21 protein-coding genes and 1 pseudogene are annotated in these 25,354 nt (G+C 37.0%); 1 reads left to right on the plus strand and 21 read right to left on the minus strand.

Features of this window, described 5'->3' with window-relative positions; genetic code table 11:
• Window positions 1-6: 6 nt before the first annotated feature.
• The 15 genes from ACM26V_RS13370 to ACM26V_RS13440 all read right to left on the minus strand — a co-directional run bounded on the left by ACM26V_RS13370 (window position 7) and on the right by ACM26V_RS13440 (window position 17,667).
• Window positions 7-759 (minus strand): sugar phosphate isomerase/epimerase family protein, encoded by a 753-nt coding sequence (locus ACM26V_RS13370; RefSeq protein WP_416147207.1) that lies wholly within the window; start codon window positions 757-759, stop codon window positions 7-9.
• Window positions 760-1,062: 303 nt separating this feature from the next.
• Complete coding sequence (locus tag ACM26V_RS13375) at window positions 1,063-1,674, minus strand: hypothetical protein (protein ID WP_416147208.1); 612 nt, start codon at window positions 1,672-1,674, stop codon at window positions 1,063-1,065.
• A gap of 78 nt (window positions 1,675-1,752) precedes the next feature.
• Window positions 1,753-2,772, minus strand: a complete 1,020-nt coding sequence (locus ACM26V_RS13380) for a glycosylase (RefSeq protein WP_416147209.1) — start codon at window positions 2,770-2,772, stop codon at window positions 1,753-1,755.
• A 399-nt stretch (window positions 2,773-3,171) separates the two neighbouring features.
• Window positions 3,172-4,206, minus strand: a complete 1,035-nt coding sequence (locus tag ACM26V_RS13385; RefSeq protein ID WP_416147210.1) for a substrate-binding domain-containing protein — start codon at window positions 4,204-4,206, stop codon at window positions 3,172-3,174.
• Between the two features lie 52 nt (window positions 4,207-4,258).
• On the minus strand, window positions 4,259-5,440 hold the full coding sequence (locus ACM26V_RS13390; RefSeq protein ID WP_416147212.1) for a glycosidase: 1,182 nt from the start codon (window positions 5,438-5,440) through the stop codon (window positions 4,259-4,261).
• Window positions 5,441-5,856: 416 nt separating this feature from the next.
• Window positions 5,857-7,209, minus strand: coding sequence for an ABC transporter substrate-binding protein (locus ACM26V_RS13395; protein ID WP_416147213.1), 1,353 nt, complete (start codon window positions 7,207-7,209; stop codon window positions 5,857-5,859).
• A 570-nt stretch (window positions 7,210-7,779) separates the two neighbouring features.
• Complete coding sequence (locus ACM26V_RS13400; protein WP_416147214.1) at window positions 7,780-8,757, minus strand: glycoside hydrolase family 113; 978 nt, start codon at window positions 8,755-8,757, stop codon at window positions 7,780-7,782.
• 28 nt (window positions 8,758-8,785) lie between these two features.
• Entirely contained in the window at window positions 8,786-10,972 is a 2,187-nt protein-coding gene (locus tag ACM26V_RS13405) for an alpha-galactosidase (RefSeq protein WP_416147215.1), read from the minus strand.
• Window positions 10,973-10,996: 24 nt separating this feature from the next.
• The gene (locus tag ACM26V_RS13410) at window positions 10,997-11,704 is read right to left on the minus strand and encodes an SDR family NAD(P)-dependent oxidoreductase (RefSeq protein ID WP_416147216.1); all 708 of its coding nucleotides are present in this window, start codon (window positions 11,702-11,704) and stop codon (window positions 10,997-10,999) included.
• Window positions 11,705-11,809: 105 nt separating this feature from the next.
• Window positions 11,810-12,631, minus strand: coding sequence for a carbohydrate ABC transporter permease (locus ACM26V_RS13415; protein ID WP_416147217.1), 822 nt, complete (start codon window positions 12,629-12,631; stop codon window positions 11,810-11,812).
• A 3-nt stretch (window positions 12,632-12,634) separates the two neighbouring features.
• On the minus strand, window positions 12,635-13,549 hold the full coding sequence (locus ACM26V_RS13420; protein WP_416147218.1) for a carbohydrate ABC transporter permease: 915 nt from the start codon (window positions 13,547-13,549) through the stop codon (window positions 12,635-12,637).
• Window positions 13,550-13,668: 119 nt separating this feature from the next.
• Window positions 13,669-14,598: a glycoside hydrolase family 113 gene (locus ACM26V_RS13425; RefSeq protein ID WP_416147219.1), complete on the minus strand. Its 930-nt coding sequence runs from the start codon at window positions 14,596-14,598 to the stop codon at window positions 13,669-13,671.
• A gap of 26 nt (window positions 14,599-14,624) precedes the next feature.
• Window positions 14,625-15,821, minus strand: a complete 1,197-nt coding sequence (locus ACM26V_RS13430; RefSeq protein WP_416147220.1) for an AGE family epimerase/isomerase — start codon at window positions 15,819-15,821, stop codon at window positions 14,625-14,627.
• Window positions 15,822-16,190: 369 nt separating this feature from the next.
• The gene (locus tag ACM26V_RS13435; RefSeq protein WP_416147221.1) at window positions 16,191-16,391 is read right to left on the minus strand and encodes a hypothetical protein; all 201 of its coding nucleotides are present in this window, start codon (window positions 16,389-16,391) and stop codon (window positions 16,191-16,193) included.
• Between the two features lie 376 nt (window positions 16,392-16,767).
• On the minus strand, window positions 16,768-17,667 hold the full coding sequence (locus tag ACM26V_RS13440) for an AraC family transcriptional regulator (protein WP_416147222.1): 900 nt from the start codon (window positions 17,665-17,667) through the stop codon (window positions 16,768-16,770).
• A 179-nt stretch (window positions 17,668-17,846) separates the two neighbouring features.
• Between ACM26V_RS13440 and ACM26V_RS13445 the strand changes: the two genes are divergently transcribed.
• On the plus strand, window positions 17,847-19,649 hold the full coding sequence (locus ACM26V_RS13445) for an ABC transporter ATP-binding protein (protein WP_416147223.1): 1,803 nt from the start codon (window positions 17,847-17,849) through the stop codon (window positions 19,647-19,649).
• A 277-nt stretch (window positions 19,650-19,926) separates the two neighbouring features.
• Here the strand turns inward: ACM26V_RS13445 and ACM26V_RS13450 are convergent, their stop codons facing one another.
• The 6 genes and pseudogenes from ACM26V_RS13450 to fliD all read right to left on the minus strand — a co-directional run bounded on the left by ACM26V_RS13450 (window position 19,927) and on the right by fliD (window position 25,228).
• Window positions 19,927-20,910 carry an alpha/beta fold hydrolase gene (locus tag ACM26V_RS13450; protein WP_416147224.1) on the minus strand — a complete coding sequence of 328 codons (984 nt, stop codon included), beginning with the start codon at window positions 20,908-20,910 and terminating at the stop codon, window positions 19,927-19,929.
• A gap of 15 nt (window positions 20,911-20,925) precedes the next feature.
• A complete protein-coding gene (locus tag ACM26V_RS13455; RefSeq protein ID WP_416147225.1) occupies window positions 20,926-21,246 on the minus strand; it encodes a hypothetical protein in 321 nt (106 codons plus the stop codon).
• A 620-nt stretch (window positions 21,247-21,866) separates the two neighbouring features.
• Window positions 21,867-22,256: pseudogene (gene fliS / locus ACM26V_RS13460) on the minus strand (flagellar export chaperone FliS); the annotation flags it as partial.
• 183 nt (window positions 22,257-22,439) lie between these two features.
• Complete coding sequence (locus ACM26V_RS13465; protein WP_416147226.1) at window positions 22,440-22,829, minus strand: flagellar protein FlaG; 390 nt, start codon at window positions 22,827-22,829, stop codon at window positions 22,440-22,442.
• Between the two features lie 134 nt (window positions 22,830-22,963).
• Window positions 22,964-23,317, minus strand: a complete 354-nt coding sequence (locus tag ACM26V_RS13470; RefSeq protein ID WP_416147227.1) for a flagellar protein — start codon at window positions 23,315-23,317, stop codon at window positions 22,964-22,966.
• A 90-nt stretch (window positions 23,318-23,407) separates the two neighbouring features.
• A complete protein-coding gene (fliD, locus tag ACM26V_RS13475) occupies window positions 23,408-25,228 on the minus strand; it encodes a flagellar filament capping protein FliD (RefSeq protein WP_416147228.1) in 1,821 nt (606 codons plus the stop codon).
• Window positions 25,229-25,354 lie beyond the last annotated feature (126 nt).

A 25,354-nucleotide genomic window follows, 5' to 3' on the forward strand; every position in this document is an offset into this window, starting at 1 on the left:
ACCTCCTTATAAGTTAATCCCGCACGCCGCTGACGTATGACGAATATATTTTCTTGCTTGATTGTACTCAGCTTCTGTACCTAAATGTTCAATAATGATTGAAATATCTTTATTGAGCATGTTTAGTTCAGTAAGCAAACGCCGATAGTTCAACGCCCCTTGACCAGGAATTACTTCATCTAAATGTACAGTTAGATTTCCATGAAGTTTTATATCTTTTGCATGAACATTGTTTATCCAAGGACCTAATTTTTTCACGAAATCTCCAATAATTTCTGAGTTTCTGTAATAATCTCTTGGGGAGTTAATCATATTGACTGGGTCAAAATGGACTGAAAAGCCCTTTCTATCAATCGCCTTAATTAACGCTTGATATGTTTCAGCTGAATCAGGGAAAATCCATGGCATCATTTCCAACGCGTACGTCGTCCATTTCGGTTTGATAGCATCATGAATCTCTCTGACTGAATCGACAATCATATTGAATGTTTCAGACGAAAAGTTCTCTTCATGGGGACCATCCCATTGCGACCCTCTTCCTCCTGCAATATTCACACAACAGGCAGCACCCATTCTTTCAGCTAAATCCAACTGAGATTTACAATGTTCCAATGCTTTAGCACGGACCTTATTGTCAGGGCTAATTGGATTACTCCAAGCGCCAACCTCTGCAACGATAATATTATTATCGTCAGCCGCTTGCTTATAAGACGCGACCGTATCATCATGATCATTTGCATCTAAAGATCTAAAGGGCATAAAGCAGCAGTATAACCTTGTCTATTTAGTTCTTTTATCCAATTCTCTGGTGTTGAGGTATCTCCAAACAATGGTCCACCTAATCGCACGTTGATCTCCTCCTTTATTCAGATTTTTCTGTAATAATATCTCTTAGCAATCTTTTATTATTTTTGTTATTATTTTAGTTATTTATATAATAACATTAATTCGAAAAGAATGTAATATTCGATAACAGATTATTCTACTATTTGACACTAAGAATGCCGAGAGCATACAAATGAAACCAATCTAAAGTAATTACTTCAGATTGGTTTAGTATCACTATTCGGTTTTGGGCAAATTCGGAATCCCTACGTTATTAAGTAAACTTTTAATTGCGTATGCGTATATAAATGGGAAGGTTACAATGAAAAGAACCAGGTTTATCGTACCGACATAATATAGCACGGCTAATACGACAAGCAATCCGAGCGAAATAATAATGTTTTTTACACTTGCTGTAAAAGAGTAAGCTATTATTCGCATAAACGGTTCCTTCACTTTAACGAGAAAATGAATCGTATACGTCAAAACAGCAAGGGTCAATGCGATCAAATAAATTAAAATAATTGAAATTAACAATGCCCAGGACCCTTCGCTCAAGTTCACTAAATACAAGCACGCAAACATAACCAATAATACGTTCGTAAATATAAATGACGGAAATTTCAGATGAGTATATCTTTCGTAATGGCTTTTAAATAACTGTTTGATCGAGATCTCTTCGCCATCATCTGTCTCATCATTTTTCTTTTCAATATCTTTAATCAACAGCAAAATGGCACAGGATGAAGGAATTAAACTATAAACCACCAAACCTCTTAGTAAGTAAAGCCAATACAGCATACTAGCTTTAATATATTTATATATAGTGATTAAAAAATTACTGTCCATTTCCCTCTACCTACCTTAATAAGAAATCTCACTCTAAAATTTTTGAGATGTGAAAAGATTATCTTGTTAGTCCATTTATTACATTTTGCCTAAATCTTTATCATCCGCAACATCTTCGTGGTTTTCTTTTATAAAGTCAACAATCTCATCAACTTGAGTATAAGCGAGTCCAACATAAGTGTCAGCTGAACCATAATAAATAGCAATTCTTCCAGTTTCGTCATCCGTTAACGTTGCACAAGGAAAAATAACATTATTAACAAATCCACGTTCTTCGTACCATTCTTCAGGAGTTAATACAAACGTCTTGCAACGGTACTTCACTTTCGACGGCTCATCAATATCTAGAATTGCCGCTCCCATGCTATAGACAAACCCGTTACAAGTCCCCGTCACACCATGATAGAACACTAACCAACCTTCAGATGTTTCGATAGGCGCAGGCCCCCCACCAATTTTAACGGCCTGCCACCAGCCTTCCCCACCTTTACTCATGACTTGACGATGTTTTCCCCAAAACGTCATATCTGGACTCTCACTTAAGAATATATCACCAAATGGTGTATGACCACTATCACTCGGTCGAGATAACAATTGATAATTCCCATTTATTTTACGCGGAAACAATACACCATTTCGGTTAAATGGTAGAAACGGATTTTCTAGTCGTACAAATGATTTAAAATCTTTTGTTTTAGCCATACCAATCGATGCACCATAAAAGTCAGTACACCACATAATGTAATACGTGTCTTCAACTTTTACCAATCTCGGATCATACGCATAATTTGGTTGATAATTATTACCATCTTCATCAACGAAAGGAATTCGATCTTCTTCAATCTTCCAATCTAATGCATCCTCACTATAACCTAAATGAAGATGAGGTCTACCGTTGGTTGTTTCCGCTCTGAAAACTCCAATAAATTTACCCTCAAATGCAAGCACTGCACTATTAAATATTCTCGCAACACCTTTAACCGGATTTCTCATAATAACCGGATTTTCAGAATGTCTCCATACTGGCGCATCTAGTCCTTTTGGCTTCTCTTGCCATGGAATATTTTTTAAATTACCACCTTTGATCTTTACAGTCATCTTCCCATCTCCATTTCTAAGTATAATAGTTAGCTTTTTAAACTAATTATTTAGTTTATCGTTTAAGTTACATTAACAGATTATCTTAAAAGCGCTTGCATGTCAATATTCAAAGCGATTTATTTGTTACTTTTTCTGTATTTTAATCACACAGGCTGTAAGGCGCTGTGTTAAAAAGTATCCTTTACTAGTTCCCATTAGAAAAATTCGCTTGTCGCCAAATCCATTATGGCGAAAGCCTTCGTTTATCTTATACTTTCATCCTTTAGCGAAGTTAAACATTCTTAAAGTATAAATAAAAACAGCGCCATTATATTAGGCACTGTTTTATCAAACATATTTTTTAGCAACAAACAAAAAGTTTTAGCCGTTTAAAGAGAAAACAACGCGCTAAAATTTCTAAGTTTTGTCTGAAACCAGCTGTTTTTGATCATTTTTTTTTACCGAGTCTCTATGAATGATATTCCCTCTAACTAAAACTCTTCCATATGTTTTAAGTGGATTCTTTACCTTCTCAACAACAAACTTCACTGCAGCTTTCGACATTTCTGCCATATCAACTTGAACGGTCGTTAGTTGAGGGGAAGAAATTCTAGAATATATATCATTATCAAACCCAACGACAGAAAAATCTTCTGGAACTCTGTGTCCTTGACTTTGTAATTTAGTTATTACGTTATAAGCCACTTGATCACAGTTACAAACAAAAGCTGTTGGTAGCGTATCTGGTAATTCAATATCGACAAAAGCACCTTTATCATCACGATCATTGATAATAAATTGATCTTTTAAAGAAATGCGGTGTTCCAAGAGAGATTTATAATACCCTAAATACCTATCTTGAATACTACTAGTAAAATAAATGTTACCTACAAAAGCAATATCCTTGTGGCCTTGCTTCACTAGATGATTTGTAATTTCATACATTCCATAAAAATTATCTGTGATTACACAATCCACTTCTGTTTGATCCGTATAGAAATCCAGACAAATAACTGGAATTTCCTTTTCTTTTAACACGTTAAGGTACTCATTTCCAATTTGCCCCAATATAATAAAGCCATCTACTTTATTTTCGTAATAAGTACCAGGCAAAACGAGATTTTTTTCATCATGAGAACTTAACGTCTGTAAAATGCCATAATAATTGTACCTTTGTAAATGCTTAGTAATTTCCTGATAAAAACTTAAATAAAATGATTGTGTTTCACCGATAAAATGTTCAGGGATAATCACACCTATATTGTAAGCTAATCCTTCTTTCATTGACTTAGCTGTCGAATTAAACCTATAGCCTAACTCACTAGCAATGCCCTGTATTTTAAGACGCAGTTCTTCACTAACGCCTTCCTTATCATTTAATGCTTTTGATACAGTCACGCTACTTACACCAATTTTATTTGCAATATCTCTCATGGTTACGTTATTTCGCAACGAAAACACCTCCTTCAGCTAACTAATTAATCCCTGTCTATTAAGTATGTTACTACTTCACACCTAATAAGTGTAGATTTTTTTCGACAAGTTTTTTTCTCTGCCGTGCGCAATCCAAGGAATGAAGCGGATCTTGCGGCGTATTAAACGTGTAATCAATCAGCTTTTCTACTGTTGTGGTAGCAACATGGACTCTTGTATCACTAGATGCGTAATAAATGAACAATTTACCTTCTTTATCAACAATCGCCCCATTACAAAAAATAACATTTGATACATCCCCAACCCGCTCTTCGTCATATGGTGCAAGAAAGTGTCCACCTGGTTTAGCAATCAATTTTTGCGGCTGTTCAAGGCTCGTTGCAAACGTATAAAGGACGTACCTTAACCCAGCGGCAGTGTTTCTCACACCATGAGCAATGTGAATCCAACCTCGATCCGTCTTAATTGGCGCAGGTCCTTGACCATTTTTCACTTCATAAACAGTGTGATATTCTTTACCGTCAATAACAGTTTCTTCATCAATGACAGGATTTTCTATATTATGACAAATACCAAACGCAATCCCTCCACCAGCTCCGGTCGAGATAAATCCATCTTGTGGTCTAGTATAAAAAGCATATTTCCCATCAACAAACTCAGGGTGTAGCACAACATTTCGTTGCTGTGGAGAAGGTGTTGTAATATTAGGTAGACGCTCCCACTCTATTAAGTCTTTCGTTCTTACAAGACCAGCTTGAGCGATGGCACTAGACGTATCAAATTCATCTGCTTGAGGATCTTTCCCTTCAGAGCAATAGATACCATAAACCCAGCCATCTTCATGCTTAACAAGTCTCATATCATACATGTTTGTTTCCTCTTTATACTTATTCTCCCACGTAATAGGTTTACCAACAAAACGAAACTGGTCAATCCCATTATCACTTTCTGCAAGGGTAAAGAAAGATTTTCGATCTACCCCTTCTGTGCGAACAAGCAAATAAAACTTCTCATTAAAGTAGATAGCTCCCGGATTGAACGTTGCATTAATTCCTAATCGCTCCATGAAATGAGGATTAGCCTCTTTATCTAAATCAAATCTCCAATGAAGTGGAACATGATGTCTTGTTAATACAGGATTATTATACCGCTCATAGATTCCATTATAAAAATCGCTTTTCACTTCATTTTTCTTTGCTAGTAACTTTTCTTGATTTTTTAATAATTCATAATATTTTTCATGTATACTCATTTGATTCACACCTTTTCGATTATAATTATTAACTATTTTACGCTTAATAAAAAGTAAAAATATATAGATAACTGCTGATATGACAGTTAATTTATCGATAACTTAATAAAATTAATTATACCGACTCAAAGTGGTTGTGTCAACTTAACTTAAATCGTATAAAAAATTGTATTTTTTATAAATACATTATTTCTTACTATTTATCCCCAAAAGAAAGTGATTCTAACATAAACCAACTCACAAGCAATAAAACAAACTCTTAAAGTAAAATGTGATTTAGCCCGCACATGATTATAAAAAAAGATGACCTCCAAAAGAAAATTGCAACCTCTCTAACCTTTATAAAGGTTAGAAAAAGTCATTTCTCTTGAAGGTCATCGAATCAAACGATCATTTTGTTTTAATCACCTTTTAAGTTACTCTAAGCCTTCAATTTCACGGCCTTCTTGCCATCTTTGATTTAGACCTTCCATAATTTCATCAAAAGTGTCATCACGGTTACCAATTCCAGCTTCAATAATTTCTTGCTTGAAACGCGGCTGCCATAACCCTACTTCTCCTGCATTATCTACACGATCCGGCAAACCTTCTTCACCTTCGTAAGCTGGATTTTCAGAAATAAACTCAACACCTAACTCATCATACGCTTGCAAGAATTCAGGGAACTCATCATCTGTTTGAGGTGAAATTCCACCTTCGTCTTCCCAATAACCTGAATCATTTATGAAGAACTCTAACCATGCATGTGCTGCAGCTGAGTTGTCAGTATGAGCATTCACACCAATATTAAAGTCAGGTCCTACCGTTGCATAAACAGATCCATCTTCTTGAGTATATGGGAAAGGCATAAATCCGATATCCTCAGGGTTAGCTGCTAGCTCTGTAATTTGAGCATAAGACCAAGATCCTAACACCATCGTAGCAATATCTCCATCAGCTAACATTTGTTTAGAAGACTCCCAATCAGTTGTTAGTGGATCTCCTTCAATTAATCCATTAGCCGCAGCTTCATACATCATATTATATAAAATGTAATGTGGCTCACCTTCAGCAAATGGTGTTTCATTATGAGGTAAGTCATTCGCAAAGTCAGGGTCACCGGCAATTGCTAAACGCATCGGCTCCCACTGATCTAGCGGCCAACCATCCCCATAGTTTGTGTACAATGGAATCGCATCAGTATTATCATTTATCATTTGCAAAGCAGCTATAAATTCTTCCGGAGTCGATGGAATCTCATCTACACCAGCTTCTTCAAAAACGGACATGTTATAAATAACACCATCTGAATTAATTGTTATTGGTAGCCCGTAAGTTTCTCCTTCATAAGCAAAATCATCTGCAAACAAATAAGTTTCACTTAACTCTGCTGTGCTTCCAAGTGACTCAAAGAAATATGGAGCATCTTCAATTGGTACAGCGTCCGGAATCATAAGAACGTCACCATAGTCTTCGGTATTCATTCTTGTATTAACCTGACCTTCATAATCAGTAATTGCTTCAAAACTAATTTCAACATCTGGATAAATTTCATTGAAACTTTCTCTGTACCTTTCAAAAGATGTATCAACAATGTCTGTACGGTGAATCAGTACAGTGATATCTCCACTGACATCTTCTGCAGCCTCTTCACCGTTTTCACCATTATCATTATTATTGTTATCGTTCCCTTCGTTTCCACCGTTGTTATTATTGGTGTTATCTCCACAGGCAACAACAACAAGCATCAATGCCGCTAAAATTAAAGCCAAAAAATATTTCCTTCTCATTTTTCTTCCCCCTCATTTTAAGTTAATCGGTAAAGCAATAACAAGTAAAAAATAATATGAAATCGCTTACTTGTTTATGCCCTAATTGCATTCTACAAATATTAATAATTAATCACCTCGTTAAATCACATGAATAAAAGTTCATATAAATCTCTTATAAAGGCTATTCATATTAATATTGCAGAACATATTACGAATCTATTAATAAATAGATTCAACTCCCTTATTCGATTAAAGTAATCGTTTAAGTTAATTATAATATTATATGTTTTTGTAATCGTTGTCAATTATTTTTTATATTTTTTTTATACATCTTTTTTTAGTATTTCAGCATAAGCAGATATTATCCGCAATTTACATTCACTTAGTTTATTACTCCTGATTAATCTGAGAATCTCATTAACTTCATTTACTGAACACATAAAAAAGAAGCAGACGTTTAATCTCCTTCTTTCTTTAACTCATCCAGCGTCCTGATCTAAGTAAGATTCAGATAACCACCACAAGCTAAACGTGCTTGCGATACTCACACCTAACCCTCGACGGATAATCCTATTCCGAGCTTTTTTATTAAGAGAATACCTTAACATCTTTTTTATACCATTCTTGTAAAACAAGCTCTGCTTTTTTTCCATGAATATTAAAGTCTACATCTAATTTCGCATCTTCCGTTGGATATAATTTAGTTTTCCAATCCCACCAGAAAAAACCAGCGAACCACGGTTCATCCCAAAAGACTTTTAATACAGACGAATAAAAATTCGCTTGTTCCTCCTCATCAAATGGAAGTTCCGTGTGAAGGAAATCCCAAGGCATTTCTGCACAACCTTTAGCACTTCTACAACCTATTTCCACAAAAAGTATTGGTTTATTAAATTTCTTGTGTAACAAGTACATTTTGTCTCTTACTTTTCGCCAGTTTTTAATCATGGTTTCTTCGCTAGCATCGCCATCTTCTGCCACCGGGAAATAAGCACTCGTCCCAATAATATCTACTTTATCAAACCAAGCGACGCCATCTTCTTTCCCGTGGTTTGCATTGTAAATCAGAGGTCCATGATAAACATTTCTAACTACATAAATCACTTCTTCCCATTCTGCTATTCTTGATTCTGTATTGATCATCTCGCAACCAACACAGAACATTTCACATCCCAACTCTTCGGCTAGTTCTGCATAATGTAAGAGAAAATTGGTGTAAGAAGAGAACCATTTTTCCCAGTAAACTGAAGCATCCGCTGGAAACCCAATCCTAGCCCGCCAAAGTCCATCTCTTGTATTTACAACAGGCTTTAAACAAACTTTTAACCCTAGTTCCTTTGCTTTTAGTACCGCAAATTCAATATCACGGTCTGTCATTGTATGACCATAGTCAAATATAATTTCCGTAGACGAGAACGTTTCCTGAAATGTGAAGAACGACAAAGCAATCCATTCACTTCCCGTTGCTTTTAACTTTTTCATTGACTCTACTGCTTCCTCCGTTCGATAAGCACCTCGTGTTGTATTCCAGCCATATGTCATGCCTTTTACAAATATCTCCTTCATCTAACTATCCCCTTTTTATATTCAGCAGTTATACTTGTTTTATCGTCCACATCACGCTTTGAAAGTCTCCTTCTAAGAAAGGAAGATTCACACCAATATTCATCAATTCATCACCATAATAATGCTTATTTAGTTCCGTAATTTTATACAGTTCATTCTTATTGAGACCTCTAAATCTTATTTTTTTATAAGCAGCATTCGCTTCGCCAAACATTTGGAAATAAGCGACAACTGCTTCCGAACGATCTTTAGAAACATACATCCATGCAGTATCATCATTTTCGAAAGGACTTAACAATCGGTGGAAATCTCCAAATTGAATCACTTCGCGAATCTTTTTGTATTGCTTTACTTGATCTGAAATAACAAATTTATCTTCAGCAGAAAACTTCGTTACGTCTAGTTCATAACCTAAATTTCCGGACATCGCCACATGGCCTCTAATATCAAGCGAAGTCATTCTTTGCACCTGGTGATTAGGAACATCTGAGACGTGAGACCCCATCGCACTCATTGGATACACAAGACTCGTCCCATATTGTATTCTTAATCTAGAAATAGCATCCGTATTATCACTGGTCCACGTTTGCGGCATATAATAGAGAATTCCTGGATCAAATCTACCTCCACCACCAGAACAACTTTCAAATAAAATATGTGGAAACTTCTTGGTAATCTTCTCCATTAGCTCGTAAACTCCAAGCATATAACGATGTGCCGTTTCCCTTTGTCGTTCCTTCGGTAGAGTTGCCGAACCCGTTTCCGTCATATGACGATTCATGTCCCACTTCACATACGTAATCGGAGCGCTCTCCAATATGGAAATTAATCTTGAGGCAATCTCATCTCGCACTTCTTTTCTCGTCAAATCAAGAATTAATTGATTACGCCCTTCTGAACGGTATCGATCCGGCACGTGAATACACCAATCAGGGTGTTCTCTATATAAATCACTGTTTTTTGAAATCATCTCTGGTTCAAACCAAAGCCCAAATTCCATATCCAACTCCGTTACTTCTTTTCCAAGATGTTCGATCCCTTTAGGCAGCTTGTTTTTATCAACAAACCAGTCTCCGAGAGAGCCTTTATCACTGTTCCGTTTACCAAACCAACCGTCATCCAACACAAAAAGCTCCATTCCCAGCTCTTTACCTACAGATGCGATATCTTTAATCTTTTCTTCATTAAAATCAAAATACGTCGCTTCCCAGTTATTGATTAGCACAGGGCGAACTTTATCTCGAAATTCCCCACGGCAAAGTCTTTCACGATACAAATCATGAAATATTCGCGACATTTTTCCAAGTCCTTCACCAGAATAAACCATCACAACCTCAGGCGTTTGAAACGACTCGCCTGCTTCAAGCAACCACGAAAAATCAAATGGATTGATCCCGATATTTATTCTTGCGTAGTTAAATTGATCAACCTCCACCGATCCTTGGAAATTGCCGCTATAAACTAAATTAAGTCCATACACCTCACCATTTGTCTCCGTCACATCTTTTCTAGCTAAAGCCATAAACGGATTTTGCTGGTGACTACTCGTTCCTCGCCTACTTTCAATTGATTGCACCCCTCGATGCAGATCAACTTTTTGTATATCTCTTTCCCGCGCCCAAGCCCCTGGAAGAGTAATAAGTTGAAAATCACCATCTCGAAAATCAACGTTTGCAGAAGATGCTTTTAATAGACTTAATGATTTCGCACCTTCGTTTTCAAATCTAACAGAACGAGCGATCGCATCATACTCGTTAAAAACGGAATAAACTAATATCACTCTTAATGTCGAAACCTTATCGTAAAGAGTGATTTCCAACGTTTCTGCTTCTTTTTCACTTTCTACGTACGTTGCAGGTAAGCCCTCTAATCCTCGCTTTCCTTGAAAAATCTGATGGCTTTCATATTGCAAATCTATAACTGTGCTTCCATTTTCATGCTGAACTTGAAAAGCAGGCAAACGAAAATCTGTGTTTCCAAAGGTCGGGTACTCTTGCGGTAATGTATCCAAAGAAAAATACGGATCAGGTGTATCAGGGTTGGGAGAAAATGATCGATCTCGAAACCTAAGTTCATTTGATCCAGAATAATGATTTACCTTGTTTCCCCAATACAAATGACCAAGGTATTTCTTTTTTACTAGTTGTAGAACATAACTGGAATTTTCGGTTTGTAAGTGAAAAATACATGATTCTGAATAATAACTTATTGGCATTTATTTTAACCTCCGTCGGTTTTTCTATAAATCCATCGGTTCTCCAAGATAATTAATGAAGAAATAATCATCTGATATATCTATTCTGCCTTCGATAATTTTCATCAATTCCTCAGCTGTGGTGTTAGGAGAAACCAATGCATTTTCTCCCCCCATATCTGTTCGCATCCAGCCTGGATGAATTACAAATACTCGAGTGTTTCCACCTTTAACATGTTCTTTTATCTGTTTCGTAAACATGTTTACGGCCGCTTTACTAATCGCATACGGGTAATCGCCATCATAGGCATTAGTGATACTCCCCGCTTCAGATGAAATAGTCAAAATGATCTTTTGTTGTTCCGAATTAGAATTCATAAGCGGCAAAGTGTGTTTGATGATATTCATTGATCCATAGACATTGATTGCAAACGAGTCTCTTACTTTATTCATAACAAGGTTCTCTATACTTTCGTTTCTACCAAGCAAGATACCAGCATTGTTAATTAACCCATCCAATTGAACATCTTTCTCTTTTAATCGGAAAGCTAATTCTTGAACTTCCGTCTCATTTGTTACATCTAAGTAGAATACTAGTAAACGCTCAGCATGTTTATCTAATAAGCACCTCAGATTATCACAGTTCGATTGCTCAGATCTCACAATTGCTATTACTTTATGACCGGATGTTATCAGTGTTTTCGTTAAAGCCAACCCGAGTCCACGGTTTGCTCCAGTTATCAAAACCTCCATCTATGTCCTCCATTCACGTTTGTGCTAATGACCTTAAGAAAAAAAAGCAAGTTTTGCTTTCGCATCCGTTGCTTTTCTTCTTTGTATGTTATTTTTAGTCGTTATTTATTTTTCTTGCGATTGTGCAAAGCCGTTATAAATATACTTTTGCAAGGCGACGAAGATAATTAATGTTGGGATCAACACGATGATAACGCCCGCACAAATAATTTCCCATTGTGAGCCATAGGGGCCTTGGAACCTAAATAATGCCGTCGAAACAACTTGTAGATCTGGTTTAGGCATGTATAAAAACGGAATATAAAAATCATTATATATCGTTACACCGCGAATAATTAGTACTGTAGCCATTGCCGGCTTTAACTGTGGTAAGATAATCTTCCAAAAGATCTTCCAATAAGAAGCTCCATCTAACATCGCCGATTCATCCAACGAAATTGGAACACGGTCAAGGAATTGCAAAAAGATATACACTGCAATGATGTCTGTGCTCGCAAACAATACGATAGCGGCCCACCTTGTATTAAATAAGCCAAGATCATTTATAATTTGAAATGTTGCTACTTGTGTAGTTACAGCAGGGATGAGCGTCGCAAATAAAAATAGCAAAAGTATTGTCTTGCTCCCTCTGAATTTAAATCGACTCAACACATAAGCAATCATTGTGCCAAATAAAATAGCAAAAGATACGGATATTATAACCATAAATGCTGTATTGGCAAACCCTAATAACATATTCCCTTCTGTAAATGCCCGAACATAATTCTCTATGTTTAACCAATTTTCCGGCGGGTCCAATGGACCAGTTTGCGCATATTCCTCTGTTGTTTTGAAAGAGGCAAAAAATACGACGATAATCGGAATCGTTGTCATTAATAAACCTGCTAATAAAGATACATATTTAGCAATACTCCAAAATAATCTCATATTTTACGCCTCCTTTTCGCCGAATAAAATTCGTTGTATCATCGTTACTGTTATGACGATTATGAGTAACACGATACCCATTGCCGAACCTAAGCCAACACGATTATATTCAAACGCAGTATTAAGGGTTTGAATAACAAACGTTGTACTTCCATTTGCTCCACCCGTCATGATAAACGGAATTTCAAATACACCAATTGCACCACTAATGGCAAGAATAACATTCAACTCTACGATTCTACGAATACTTGGAAGAATGATAAAACGGAATTTTTGCCAACCATTTGCGCCATCTATATCTGCCGCTTCATATATATCACCCGAGATAGATGAGATTGCCCCGAGGAAAATAATGAAGTTAAAGCCCATATACCTCCAAATTGAAGTTCCCGCCAAAGAAATATTAATTATGTCAGGATTCCCTAACCACAGTTGTGAGTATTCTCCCAATCCTAGCATGGCAAGGAGTGCATCTAATGTCCCTTCTGGTCGAAAGAAAAACAGGAAAATAAATCCGATTGCTACCCCATTTAACAAAAACGGAAAAAAGATAACTCCTTTGAAAAAGTTCTTAAACCTAACCTTAAAACTCAATACTGACGCAAAATACAAAGCTAATGCCATTTGTACAAATGTCGCAAAGAAATAATACAAACTAACTACAAAAACCGTAAAGTATTCTGGCCTTGTAAACATTAGCACATAATTACTAATACCTGTCCAGTCCATATCTGGGCTAATTCCATTCCAATCATGAAAACTATAAATCACCATATTCATTAGCGGTAAATATGAAAAGGTTAGTAATAACGCAAGTGGAATCGTAGAAAACAGTAAAATAATTAGTACTTTTTGATGCTTATAATTGAGGTTATTAAGCGATAGAAAACTCGAAACCTTCCTATATGCCTCAGCCATGTTAATCCCTCCAAACATAGTCTTCAATCTTTCCCCTACTTTAATTCTTTAAAGTTAAAACTCTTGCAATACTACCACTAAGAAATAATTTTCTTCGTTCTCATCTCTTTAAACCTAAATTATTTTGTGAAAAAAAAAGATTCAATTGTCTTTGCCGCAGGTTTTCCATACACACAATAATCATCATTTTTATAAGCATCTTCTTTTTGATATAACCGCGCGGGCCAATCCCATAGCATAAATCCATAAAACCAATCTTGTCGATTAAATACTTTAAACATCTGTTTGTAAAAATGATCTTGTTCATCGAGATCAATCTGTCCTTTGTTTAAATCCCAATCATTCGGCACCTTTGAAGAGCCCTTTCGGCTTGGACATCCGGTTTCCATAAAGAAAAATGGTTTGTTCCATTTTTTGACGATTTTTTCGATCCTCTCTTCATGATAATCCCATGAGTCATCAGGATAATATCCACTTGATGAAATAATATCAACAGCATCCCACCACTTGACTTGATCTTCTTGATATTTATCACAGTTGTAAGTAATCGGCCCAGAGTAAACCTCACGGACTTTTCTTACCAATTCTCTCCATTCCTTTTCTCTTCGATCCGTTTGTACCATTTCACAACCAATACAAAACATTTCGCAGTTTGTTTCTTCAGCAATTTTTGCATAATGTAAGATAAACAACTCGTAGTTTTTAAACCAGTCTGACCACTTCGGTTCACACGGAACATCGAGATCAAAGAAATTAATATGAGCTCTCCACGTACCGTCTTTCACATTGACAACGGGTTTTAATACAACTTTCAATTTTAATTCTTTCGCTTTTGCAATCGCCCAATATACCTCTTTATCTGTGACAACGGGATTTTCTGTGAAATTGATTTCTGTTGACTGAGCAGTATCTTGTAATCCTGCAAAAGCAATTGCAGTCCAATTAACACCTAATTCTTTCATTTTTTCCATTGAGTCAGTCGCCGAATTGGTATTCCAATCTCCGCGTTTTCCAACCCACCCCCAAGTCATTCCTTTAATGTAATCCATGATGATAGCCCCCTAGAACATTCGATTCAAATTCTTTCTAACCTTTCTAACACTTCAAAACAAAAACGAGAATTATGATAAGAGCATTTCCAAGGTTCTACTTTCGGCATATCTTTAGCCACGTTTCCGTCTCCATCTACTTTCCAAAACCATTCACCATTTTGCTTATCAATGATGTAGCTAGATGTAAAATCCCATAATGCTTTCGTAGCATCCAAATATTTTTCTTGTTTCGTTAACTGATAGGCATTTAAAAACCCTACCATGCCTTCAGCTTGGACCCACCACACTTTATCGCGATCAAATTCACCATCTTCTAATTCATTCATTAAGCCTCCATGTTGATCAAATCCATCTTGAAGAACTTTATCAGCCATTTTAATTGCGATTGTTTCCACTTGAGTTAGAATTTCACTATCTCCTAGAACTTCTGCGGCCTCATGAAGGAGCCAACTTCCTTCTATATCATGACCATAAGACACAACATCTGAAAGCGAATGCCACGCTTCATTAAAGTACAATTTAAATTGATTTGTTTCAGGGTTGATAATATGTTCTATCGTAATTTGAATTAACTCATCCAATTTTTCTTTTAATAATTCATCTTTCCAAACTCTGTAGAGATTCGTATAAGCTTCTAAGATATGTAAATGAGTATTCATCGATTTAGCGGCATTCATATCTTTTCCACTTAAACTCTGATCTTCTACTTCTTTCCACTCTTTTGTAAAAGCTTCAAAATACCCTTTATTCTTGTTGTCATAAGCATATTTCTCAATGAGATGGAACAATTCTATTGCTATTTCAAGACTTTCTTCTTTTTTTGTCGCTTGATAATATTCTGATAAACCATAAATAGCAAAAGACTGGTTATAAATATGCTTTTTTGGCTCCGTTGGATGTCCATGATAATCTAGCATCCAATATATGCCCCCATATTGATCGTCCAAAAAGTTGTTTTTCAAAAAATCAAATGCGTGGGTTGCAGTCTTTAAATGCTGTGGGTCTCCCGTTTGGCAGTATGCTTTGGAATAGGTCCAGAGAATTCTAGAGTTTAAGATGCCACCCTTTTCTGCGGTTACTTCCACTTGCCCCTCATGAGTCATATAACCATAAAAACCACCATTTTTTTCATCAACTGTGCGCTTGATCCAAAAAGGTAAAATGTTTTTCTCTAGTTCGTGCAATATTTCTTCAAATAACACTGAATTTTTCACTGTCATGAATTACGCCCCTTTTACTGCTAGTCCTCTTGAAAAATTAATTCGTATATATGTTTTTTGTATATACTAGCGTTAAATGATTAACAATGAAGTTTATCGTTAAGGTTACAAAATAATCATACCTTGATAACGCTTACCTGTCAATAGAAAATAGTCGCTCACAAAACCGTTTAAATCGGCATTTACTTTTCACATGTAAATCCTAGTATAGAGGCACTTTAACAGTTCTTCCTTCTTCGATTTCATAAGTAGTTAACATTTATTATAAACCTTCCATTAGTCGTAGTATTCTCCTGATCAGACATGAACTCATGAAATACCGAGCAATACATTTATGTATTATTTTAAAGTGAAGTAAAACGAGATATTTTATTTTTTCCAGACAATGAAAGCTCCTGTAAAACCAATCACACTAGCAATCATCCAACCAATGTTACCAGCAACAACCATGCCTAAAAAAGGTAATGTAATAAGATAAGTAAAAATTAAGAAGCATTTATAACCTTTTGATTTTACAAATTGTTTCTTTTGTATGTTACTTTTTTCTTTTTGGCTTGGATTATCCTTCATTATAACAACCACTCCTTTCACCTTAATAAAGTTATCGATAATTCTGTTTTAAATATTTATAAAGCTTAACACAACCGAAATAAAATATGCACCTAAACAGAACATATGAGCAAGAGGAAACAAGCCCAATGTATGGTCAGTTTCTTAAACTTTGTTGTTTTGTGAAAAGTTGTGCAAGGTGAGGAATTCATCGGGAAAAGAAGCAAATCGAGCTTATGTAAGAAGTAATAAAATGTAGGTAAGACCAAACCAGCCCTCAGAACGAAGTATTCAATCAGTGTAAGAAATACTAAATTAGTTGATGTTCAAGTAAAAGCATCTGCCTTAAGTGACTGGAGGTCCCAAAAAAATTTTCACAGTGAAGTTTAATCATATTTCATGTTAAATACTTTAGTGCTCTTCCGTAGTCCTTGAACGTCTCTTTATATTTTTTTCGAAACGCTCCCGGAGTTTTACCAGTCCATTTAGCAAACTGGCGAATAAAGCTTTGAATATTCTCATATCCAATTTTGTGAGCTATTTGTTCAATTGAATCTGTCGTATTAGTTAACATCTTCATAGCTTCTTGCTGTCGTAGAACCATTAAGTATTCTCGTGGGGACATGTTGTAAGTTTGTTGGAAAATCCGGTGACAATGCCTTCGACTAATTCCCTTCTCTTTAGAAATCAATTCTAACCAATTAGATGTGTTTTCTTGAAAATCTACTGGATGAATCATCTTATCTATCGATCTGGCAATTTCATATGCCAACGTCGCATTAGGATCAGGAATGAATTCCTCCTGAGCGTCACGGAAAAATTTCTCCAAAATATTCATCATCTCAAAAAATTTAGAAAAAGCAGCTAATTTGGAAGTCGATTGTTGCAATAGATAATAAAATTCATCTAACAACGGAGTTATTTGTTTATTAAGCAGCTCCTCTTTCGGATAAAACCAACTATTTTGTTCGTCCATTAATTGAAGAAAATCTGGATCATTGACTTGTACATGGACAACGAAATACTGCATTGTATCAGAGTGTATCACTTGATACTCATGCATATGCATAGGCGGTACGATTAATAAATCGCCGGGGCACTGATTGTATTCTTCCGACCCGATTCTTGCAGTTTGGCATCCATTGAAGACTAGATTCATTTCAAATGTTGTATGGTGAACGTGCTTATAGGAAATCCAACCTTTATCGACACGATCAGTATGCGCCCCATGGAGATACACTTCATATCTAATATTAGGAAATCGTTTATAAGTTGATAATTCATCTAGATGTTTCATGTTTTCAACCCTCCACAGACAAAATGTCTCATTTGGTTCATTTTATTTTCTATAATAGACCGCAATGGTTATTTATAAGTTTATCCTTCTGCTTTATACTTTCTACTAGATATTATCACTTTAATTGTTCTTGAAGGCAATATATCAATTACTTTAATATACAACGGGAGCGTGCATCTATGACTAAAGAGCAAGAACGAGAAAAAGAGCAAAATATTGATTATGAAAGCCACTTTGACAATAAAAACTTAAGTAAAGGTCATCCACTTAGAATATTAGGTTTGTTATATAGAGACCACAAAAAGAAATTATTTTTATCATTTGTATTTTTTATGTTTAAACATTCCCCTGTCTGGGTCATGCCGATAGTTATTGCTAATATGATAAACATTGCAATGGAACCAGAGACCCACACAATCAATGATATGTGGCTCAATATTATCATCCTCTTAGCAGTAATCATTCAAAATTTACCTACTCAAGTGTTGCATGTTAGCTATATGAGTCAAGCGATTCGTCACGTAGAAGCAGGCCTACGCAGTGCATTAATAAGAAAATTGCAACATTTATCAATCTCTTATCACGGAGAATTGCAATCCGGGAAATTGCAGGCGAAAGTTCTTCGCGATGTGGAAATGATAGAAACGTTATCAAAACAAATGATTATTGCTATTTTACCTGCATTAATGAATGTCATTGTCGCTCTTGCAGTCACAACGTCAAGAAGTTTACTAGTTTCTAGTTTTTTCCTATTAACAATTCCAATCGCTACCGCCCTAGTTATCTTCTTTAGGGGAAAAATAAAGTACCGGAATCGTGTATTTCGCCAACAAGTAGAAACCATGTCTGGAAAAGTAGCTGAGACTGTTGAAATGATTCCTGTCACTCGTGCTCACGGGTTAGAAAATGTAGAAATCACTAAAATCGATTCAGAGTTGCACAATTTAAGAGGAAAAGGGTACAAATTAGATATGGTAGAAGCATTTTTTGGAGCGTCGAACTGGGTCGTATTCCAAATATTCGCTGCTTTTTGTTTGATGTTTACAGCTTACTTGGCTTTTAACGGGCAAATCCCTGTAGGCGACATCGCTTTATACCAAACGTATTTTATGACAATACTGATGTCGATCACACACATCATTACTGTGTACCCTCAAATCGCAAAAGGATTAGAGTCGATTTATTCGGTATCAGAAGTATTGCTTTCTCGCGAATTAGAAGAATACCAAGGGAAAAAGAAAATAGATCATGTCGATGGTGATTTTCAATTTGAGAATGTTGATTTCGGGTATCGAAATTCAGAAAAACACGTGCTGCAAAATTTAAACTTAACTATCAAAGCTGGTGAATCAATTGCTTTTGTTGGAGAATCAGGAGCAGGTAAATCAACAGTTTTAAACTTAGTAACTGGGTTTTATCGCCCTTCAAATGGCGGCTTGATCGTTGACGGTAATCCAATGGATGGCATGGATATTCAAAGCTACCGCCAACACATCGCTGTCGTACCTCAAAATACGATTTTATTTTCTGGTTCGATCCGAGAAAATATTACGTACGGCCTCGTCGCTGTATCAGAAGAAAAGATCCAACAAGTTGTCGATATGGCCAACTTAAATGATGTCATTAATGACTTGCCTGAAGGCTTAGATACAAAAATAGGCGAACACGGTGGGAAATTATCTGGCGGACAAAGGCAACGAATCTCGATTGCTCGAGCGATCATACGCGATCCAAAAGTAATCATCCTTGATGAAGCAACCTCAGCATTAGATAATGTATCTGAGCATAATATCCAAGAAGCAATGCTCAAGCTAATCGAAGGTAGAACAACATTTATGGTTGCCCATCGATTATCAACAATTCGTAATGCAGATAGAATCGTAGTCATGAAACAAGGAGCATGCGTAGAAATAGGTACGTACGAAGAACTAATGGCAAAGCAGGGTGAATTTTATCTTATGAAAAAAATGCAAGATTTCTAGGTTATTTCTAATTAGGGGGGGCGAAAGGTGCTTTCTATTGTTTGTTACCCTTCTTTTCTTTTTCTACCTCTCATGGGTCACAAGCCGCTTCCACTTGTTACCCTTCTTTTCCATAATAGTGCTTACATAGGTCACTACTCGCTTACTCTTGTGACCATTCTCTTCCAATAATACCTGCAATTCAAAAAACGCCCGGATGCGAAATTCGCCGGACGTCTTCTATATTTATTCACGGGTAAAAGTTATTCTTCCCCCTGTTCAATTTTAGATATCTCTTTTATACTTCTTTAAAATACTGCAAAATCGTATCGTGCAAACCTGGCAAATCTTCATGACCGAAGTCAGGATAAACTTCCAACCTTTTAGGCGAGGTAATCTTATTATATGCAGCAAATTGTGATGATGGTGGACAGATGCCATCCATTAGACCAATTCCTACTAATACATCTCCTCGAATTCGATCGACTAAATGTTGAATATCAATATATCCTAATTTTGTAAAGACTTCTTGCTCTCGTTTGTGTTGTGGATCAAATCTGCGGAAATACTGCCGAATATCAGAATACGCATCAATAGCTAAATCCAAGTCCCAGACTCTCTTATAATCACTTAAAAATGGATAAACTGCCGCCGCCTTTTTGATCCGCGGCTCTAACGCAGCACAAGCAAGAGTTAACGCACCACCCTGCGACCAGCCTGTTGCCACAACATTATCTTCGTCTACCTCTGCCATTCCGATAACGATGCGAGCAAGTTGAGCAGTATCAAGAAAGATGTGTCTGAATAGTAAATTGTCTTCATGATCATCCAATCCACGGATAATATGCCCTTGAAGTGTGTTCCCTACCACACCGCCAACATCCTCTGATTGACCACCTTGCCCACGAACATCCATTGCAAATACAGCATAACCTAAAGCTGCATAATGAAGTTTACTACTCCAATCGCCAGCATTCATGCTATACCCATGAAACTGAAGCATTGCCGGCATCTTTTCTATTGGCAATGAGGTATCGGCAGACTTATTTGCTTTTGGTTTCACGTATTTTACATGAATCCTCGCCCCACGAACTCCTGTAAAATACATATCATAACACTCTGCAAACGGCACTTGGAAATCACTTGGAACCATCTGCACCTCTGGATCGACTGCTAGCATTTCGCCTAACGCACGCTCCCAATAATTTTCAAAATCACTTGGTTTTGGATTTGTTCCTTGATACTTTTTAAGTTCATCTAATGACATATCAATTGTTGGCATGATTTTGCTCCTCTTTTAATTTATGGTCAAATAGTTTTCAACAACACTTTTCCACTTCTGCTTACGCGGCAATAACGTTTCATGTAAAAATCGTATCCGCTGCTGCTCATCCGGAAATGCTTCATCTACTCGGATCGCCATACGAATTGAATCTTGAAAACGTATCAATGTTTTGACTGCTAATTCGTTGTTAGCCAAGATTGACTGAATCGTTATATTCTCCTCATTGTATGGGACTAAACCTAACATTACACTTTTCAAAAGGCGATCTCCAATATCATAATCGCCTTTAATGTAACATTCACTTACAAACTGAACCGCACGCTCCACTTCCATAAGAAAATCTCGGTAATTTAACAAAAACGTCTGTTGTGCAGTTGTTAATTGTTGTGAAATAACTACTCCACCTCCGTCGCAATAATTCTTCTAATTATTTTATCAGATTCTTTTGTATAAAAGGAAGAGTAATTATTATATCGCGGCGTAACACATGCTACTCAAGCGACTCCCTCTTATGCTTTATCTCACCAATTCCACACAAATCACATACTACTAGAAAGAACTTACAGCAAAAAACGCAAGTAGACAGAAAATTGTCACTCACGTTTTTTCACATTATAACACGCTGTTTAATTTCGAAAGCCGGTGCTTCCTGATCCAGCAACAGCCGCAGCTCGTTTTGCAGCTGCATATGGATTGTTAGACGCTGCTTTCGCATACGGATTCGAAGGGTTCTGTGGAGTCGCAATTTTTTTCCGCTCCACTCCACTTGCAGCAGAAGAACTTTCCTCAGGTTTAATCCCCCCATCAGATTCCAACCGCGTCCTTTCCACTGCCTTCTTCTCCGGAATAATCCGACCGATTGCTTGTCCTTCTGAACTTGCACTAACAGAAGTATTTCCCGAATCGTTTCCTGTCGAACTTGACCCTTCATTCGACGGAACAGATGCACTAGCGCCTGTTCCGTGACGTTGCTGACGATCGACCTTAATTACTTCACGCCACGTATTGCGAAAATCAATCACAAAACGCTCAGCATCCTTTAACGCGTCAAGGTCATTTCCAGTATTCGCATCAACAAGCTTCGTCATAATAAAGTCATACATCTGCATCATGTTCCCACTCACAGCTACGTCGGTATTTAACGTTACCATCAATTCACGAATGATATTTTGTGCTTTTATTAAATTTGTATTTTTTGTCTCAATATCCTTCTCTTCAATTCCTTTTTCAGCACGCTTAATAAATTTCAAGCACCCCTCATAAAGCATTAACGTCAGTTCACCCGCCGACTTCGTTTCCACCGAAGACTGCTTATACTTAGCATATGGATTATTCACTGCCATGCCATCGACACCCCTTCAATTCTAACAACTTATTTAAATAAATATCACCAAACAGAACATATCAACGTCCTAGGTGATTTGTCATAGTTACTTAACCATATTATCGGCAATTCCACATCCATTTTTAACAAAAAATAAAAAAGAACTCGAATAAATCATCGAGTCCTCCCCCGAAAAATAAAACTACACCTTCTCATCAATGATAATCCCTGCAAACTCAAGCATTGACGAAATCATATCGAGAAACTCCTCAGGCGGAATTTCCTTCACAATCTCATCTGTTTGCCGATCAACCACCTTAACCATCGTCCGATTTAAAGTCTCATGCTGCTCAAACTGCAACGATGTCGACCTAAACGAACTCAAATCATTCATCGCCTCCATCGCATGATCCAAATCTTCTACGGACCACTCTTTCCCCTGCACACGAGACTCCTGCTCCGCTTGTCTTGACGACGTATCCACACTTCCCTGTGATCCATCACTCTCGCGGTTCTGCGTCGAACTGCGCTCCGACTTCACCTGCTGAAACAAATCATTCACAGACATTGAACCCATTGACTTCACTTCCATGTGTATCAACTCCTACTTTTGTCCAATTTCTCTATTTATATCGGCTAAAAAATCCAACCTTACACCTATTTTATGAAAAATCATGTAATTCTCATGTTATTTTTGACACTACCCACTTAATCGTCCATAAACACTTATTTTTTCGAATCAAAAAACACCCCATCGGCCGTCGGTCCATCATAAGGGTTTTCATACTTTTTTCCCGTAGTTTTTCGCTTTTTCAATTGATTGATATCGACGCGGATCAGGCCCTGAACCGCCTTCATTCGTTGATTAACTACTTGATTCATTTCTATCAGTTCGTTAGCCAATGTGGTCTCTTGTTCACCAGCAGGTCTTGTCAAATCAGACATTAAGGTTTGCCTCTTCGATAAATAGGCTTCAATCGTTTCAATATATTCTTCGCGACCTTCGTCTTTCGGTAACGGTTTCGTTAAATGATCGTTTAATTCTTTTGTTAATTGATACAAACTACTTAATGTCGACATTATATACCTCCAAGCTAATCTTACGTTGGGCTAAGATGTTATTTATGTGTAAAAGCAAAGCAATCGCTTTGCTTTTACAATTGAAATTTCTTACCAACTTGAAAGCTGCGCAAACAGTGATTCCGCTTGTGCATTGGATTGAGCAACTGCTTTTTCCATCGCATTGAACTGAGACCAATATCGACTTTCCACTTGCTGCATGCGACGCTCAAAATTAGAAATACGATCTTCGAAATTAGCCATCTGTCTGCCTAATGCAAATTGATGATTCATGTTTCGTCCACGATTTCCACCAGCTTGACGAGAGATTTGCTCAATTAATCCGTCCGCGCTTGCACGTACACGGCGAGCAAGTCCTTTATCTGCATGTGTTGGACCATCTGCAGCAAACAACTGATACACTGCCTCGGGATCATTTTCAATTGCAGCTCGAAGTTTATCTTCATTAATCTCAAGTTTACCACCATCACGAAAATTGTTTGTCGTCGTGATACCGATTTGCGCTATTTGATTAAGTGTCGCCGAATCCAAACCATTAACAGGTGAATACATATCCATTCTAAACGTACTAAACCCGCCTCTAAGTGTTCGGTCATTTCGAAGCAAACCACTCATCGCTTTTTCTTCCCAACGCTCAATTTCACGTTCAGACATCGCATTTCTCTCATCATCCGACAGAGGTCGGAAGTCACGATGGTATTCTTCTCCTGTTTTTCCATTGACGAAGTCTACAAGTTCATTGTACTCTTCTACAAATGTCTTGATCGTATCCATCACTGTGTCTACATTCGTTGATGTACCAATCGATACAGAGTTCGTACCCGCTGCGAATTTCTCTTGAAATGTCATCGTCACGCCGTCCATCGTAAACGTATTGGAATGACGTTCCGTCGCCAAACCGTTTACAGTAAAAGACGCATTGGTCCCACTTTTTTCAGCATCATTATCTAACTGCAAGCCAGCAGTAAAGAAATCACCAGTAAAAGTCATTTCCTTGCCGCCTTCAGTCGTATTAAAACGACCTGTTTCCGTTCTACTCACAGAGATTTTATCCGAAAACTCATCGTAAAAAACACTGATACCTGCACTTGAATCATTCATTTGTTTCATCACATTATTTAACGATTGGTCGTCAGTAAACACAAATTTAGTTATAACCTCATCGCCTTGCTCATTAAAAGTGGTAATTTCAGAAGTGGCAAATCGTTGTGTTCCATCCTCAGTTTGAGTAAAAGATGACACTTCAACTTTCGCACCTTTAGCTAATTCAGCACCAAAAACTAGCTGGTCTTTTCCATCAGCGCCACCGTTTTTGTTAATCATCACTTGAGTAGCACGGATGTTTCCTTCCCCAAATTCCTCAACAACTTTGTAAGATACACCATTTACCTTTACAACGACAGAATCAGGATTTCCTAGTTCTGTATTTAAATCCATATCCGTGTGTCTTTGATCAACTGTAATAACCTCTCTATTCACAATTCCAGTATCACTCCAACCGAACTCGCCATCAAAGTTCTGAGTCGCTAACGCCTTTGTTCGATCAATTTTAGCCTCATTTTCATTCGACAACTTTTTACTACTAGCATTTGTTGTCGCCGTAGCTAATGAATCCACTGAATTAATTGTAAACGTTCCGTTTCCAGCAGCTGCTGTCGCTGTTGCTTTAATAAGTTGCTCATTAGAACTTGTCGCCGATTTAGCCATCATGTTCGAGCGCCGAAGAATCGTATCGAAAATACTTGTTCGAAACGTATCTAACTTTAGATTAATTTCTCTAAACTGATCCATCTTCCATTCCAACTGCTGCTGATCCTTCTTCATACTTTCCATCGGCATCCGTTCAGCACGCATCAAATCGGTAACCATTTGATTAATATCCATTCCCGTGGCAAAGCCTGTAAGTCTCATCTAAACCACTCCTCATCCATTATTCTGTTGTCTATTCAATTTCCGATCTATCTGTCAAAAAATACAGTTAGGTTTCATCTAATAGATATATCGGTTAGTTGGAAGGGTTTGTTAATAGAATTAATT

It is taken from the genome of Salipaludibacillus sp. HK11, from assembly GCF_047795645.1.
GTDB lineage: Bacteria > Bacillota > Bacilli > Bacillales > Salisediminibacteriaceae > Salipaludibacillus.

Excerpts from the sequence above, each read along its gene's own strand:
- ACM26V_RS13370 (WP_416147207.1), bottom strand. The coding sequence starts at position 759 with ATGCCCTTTAGATCTTTAGATGCAAATGATCATGATGATACGGTCGCG.
- ACM26V_RS13375 (WP_416147208.1), bottom strand. The coding sequence starts at position 1,674 with ATGGACAGTAATTTTTTAATCACTATATATAAATATATTAAAGCTAGT.
- ACM26V_RS13380 (WP_416147209.1), bottom strand. The coding sequence starts at position 2,772 with ATGACTGTAAAGATCAAAGGTGGTAATTTAAAAAATATTCCATGGCAA.
- ACM26V_RS13390 (WP_416147212.1), bottom strand. The coding sequence starts at position 5,440 with ATGAGTATACATGAAAAATATTATGAATTATTAAAAAATCAAGAAAAG.
- ACM26V_RS13395 (WP_416147213.1), bottom strand. The coding sequence starts at position 7,209 with ATGAGAAGGAAATATTTTTTGGCTTTAATTTTAGCGGCATTGATGCTT.
- ACM26V_RS13400 (WP_416147214.1), bottom strand. The coding sequence starts at position 8,757 with ATGAAGGAGATATTTGTAAAAGGCATGACATATGGCTGGAATACAACA.
- ACM26V_RS13405 (WP_416147215.1), bottom strand. The coding sequence starts at position 10,972 with ATGCCAATAAGTTATTATTCAGAATCATGTATTTTTCACTTACAAACC.
- ACM26V_RS13410 (WP_416147216.1), bottom strand. The coding sequence starts at position 11,704 with ATGGAGGTTTTGATAACTGGAGCAAACCGTGGACTCGGGTTGGCTTTA.
- ACM26V_RS13415 (WP_416147217.1), bottom strand. The coding sequence starts at position 12,631 with ATGAGATTATTTTGGAGTATTGCTAAATATGTATCTTTATTAGCAGGT.
- ACM26V_RS13420 (WP_416147218.1), bottom strand. The coding sequence starts at position 13,549 with ATGGCTGAGGCATATAGGAAGGTTTCGAGTTTTCTATCGCTTAATAAC.
- ACM26V_RS13425 (WP_416147219.1), bottom strand. The coding sequence starts at position 14,598 with ATGGATTACATTAAAGGAATGACTTGGGGGTGGGTTGGAAAACGCGGA.
- ACM26V_RS13430 (WP_416147220.1), bottom strand. The coding sequence starts at position 15,821 with ATGACAGTGAAAAATTCAGTGTTATTTGAAGAAATATTGCACGAACTA.
- ACM26V_RS13435 (WP_416147221.1), bottom strand. The coding sequence starts at position 16,391 with ATGAAGGATAATCCAAGCCAAAAAGAAAAAAGTAACATACAAAAGAAA.
- ACM26V_RS13440 (WP_416147222.1), bottom strand. The coding sequence starts at position 17,667 with ATGAAACATCTAGATGAATTATCAACTTATAAACGATTTCCTAATATT.
- ACM26V_RS13445 (WP_416147223.1), top strand. The coding sequence starts at position 17,847 with ATGACTAAAGAGCAAGAACGAGAAAAAGAGCAAAATATTGATTATGAA.
- ACM26V_RS13450 (WP_416147224.1), bottom strand. The coding sequence starts at position 20,910 with ATGCCAACAATTGATATGTCATTAGATGAACTTAAAAAGTATCAAGGA.
- ACM26V_RS13455 (WP_416147225.1), bottom strand. The coding sequence starts at position 21,246 with ATGGAAGTGGAGCGTGCGGTTCAGTTTGTAAGTGAATGTTACATTAAA.
- ACM26V_RS13465 (WP_416147226.1), bottom strand. The coding sequence starts at position 22,829 with ATGGAAGTGAAGTCAATGGGTTCAATGTCTGTGAATGATTTGTTTCAG.
- ACM26V_RS13470 (WP_416147227.1), bottom strand. The coding sequence starts at position 23,317 with ATGTCGACATTAAGTAGTTTGTATCAATTAACAAAAGAATTAAACGAT.
- fliD (WP_416147228.1), bottom strand. The coding sequence starts at position 25,228 with ATGAGACTTACAGGCTTTGCCACGGGAATGGATATTAATCAAATGGTT.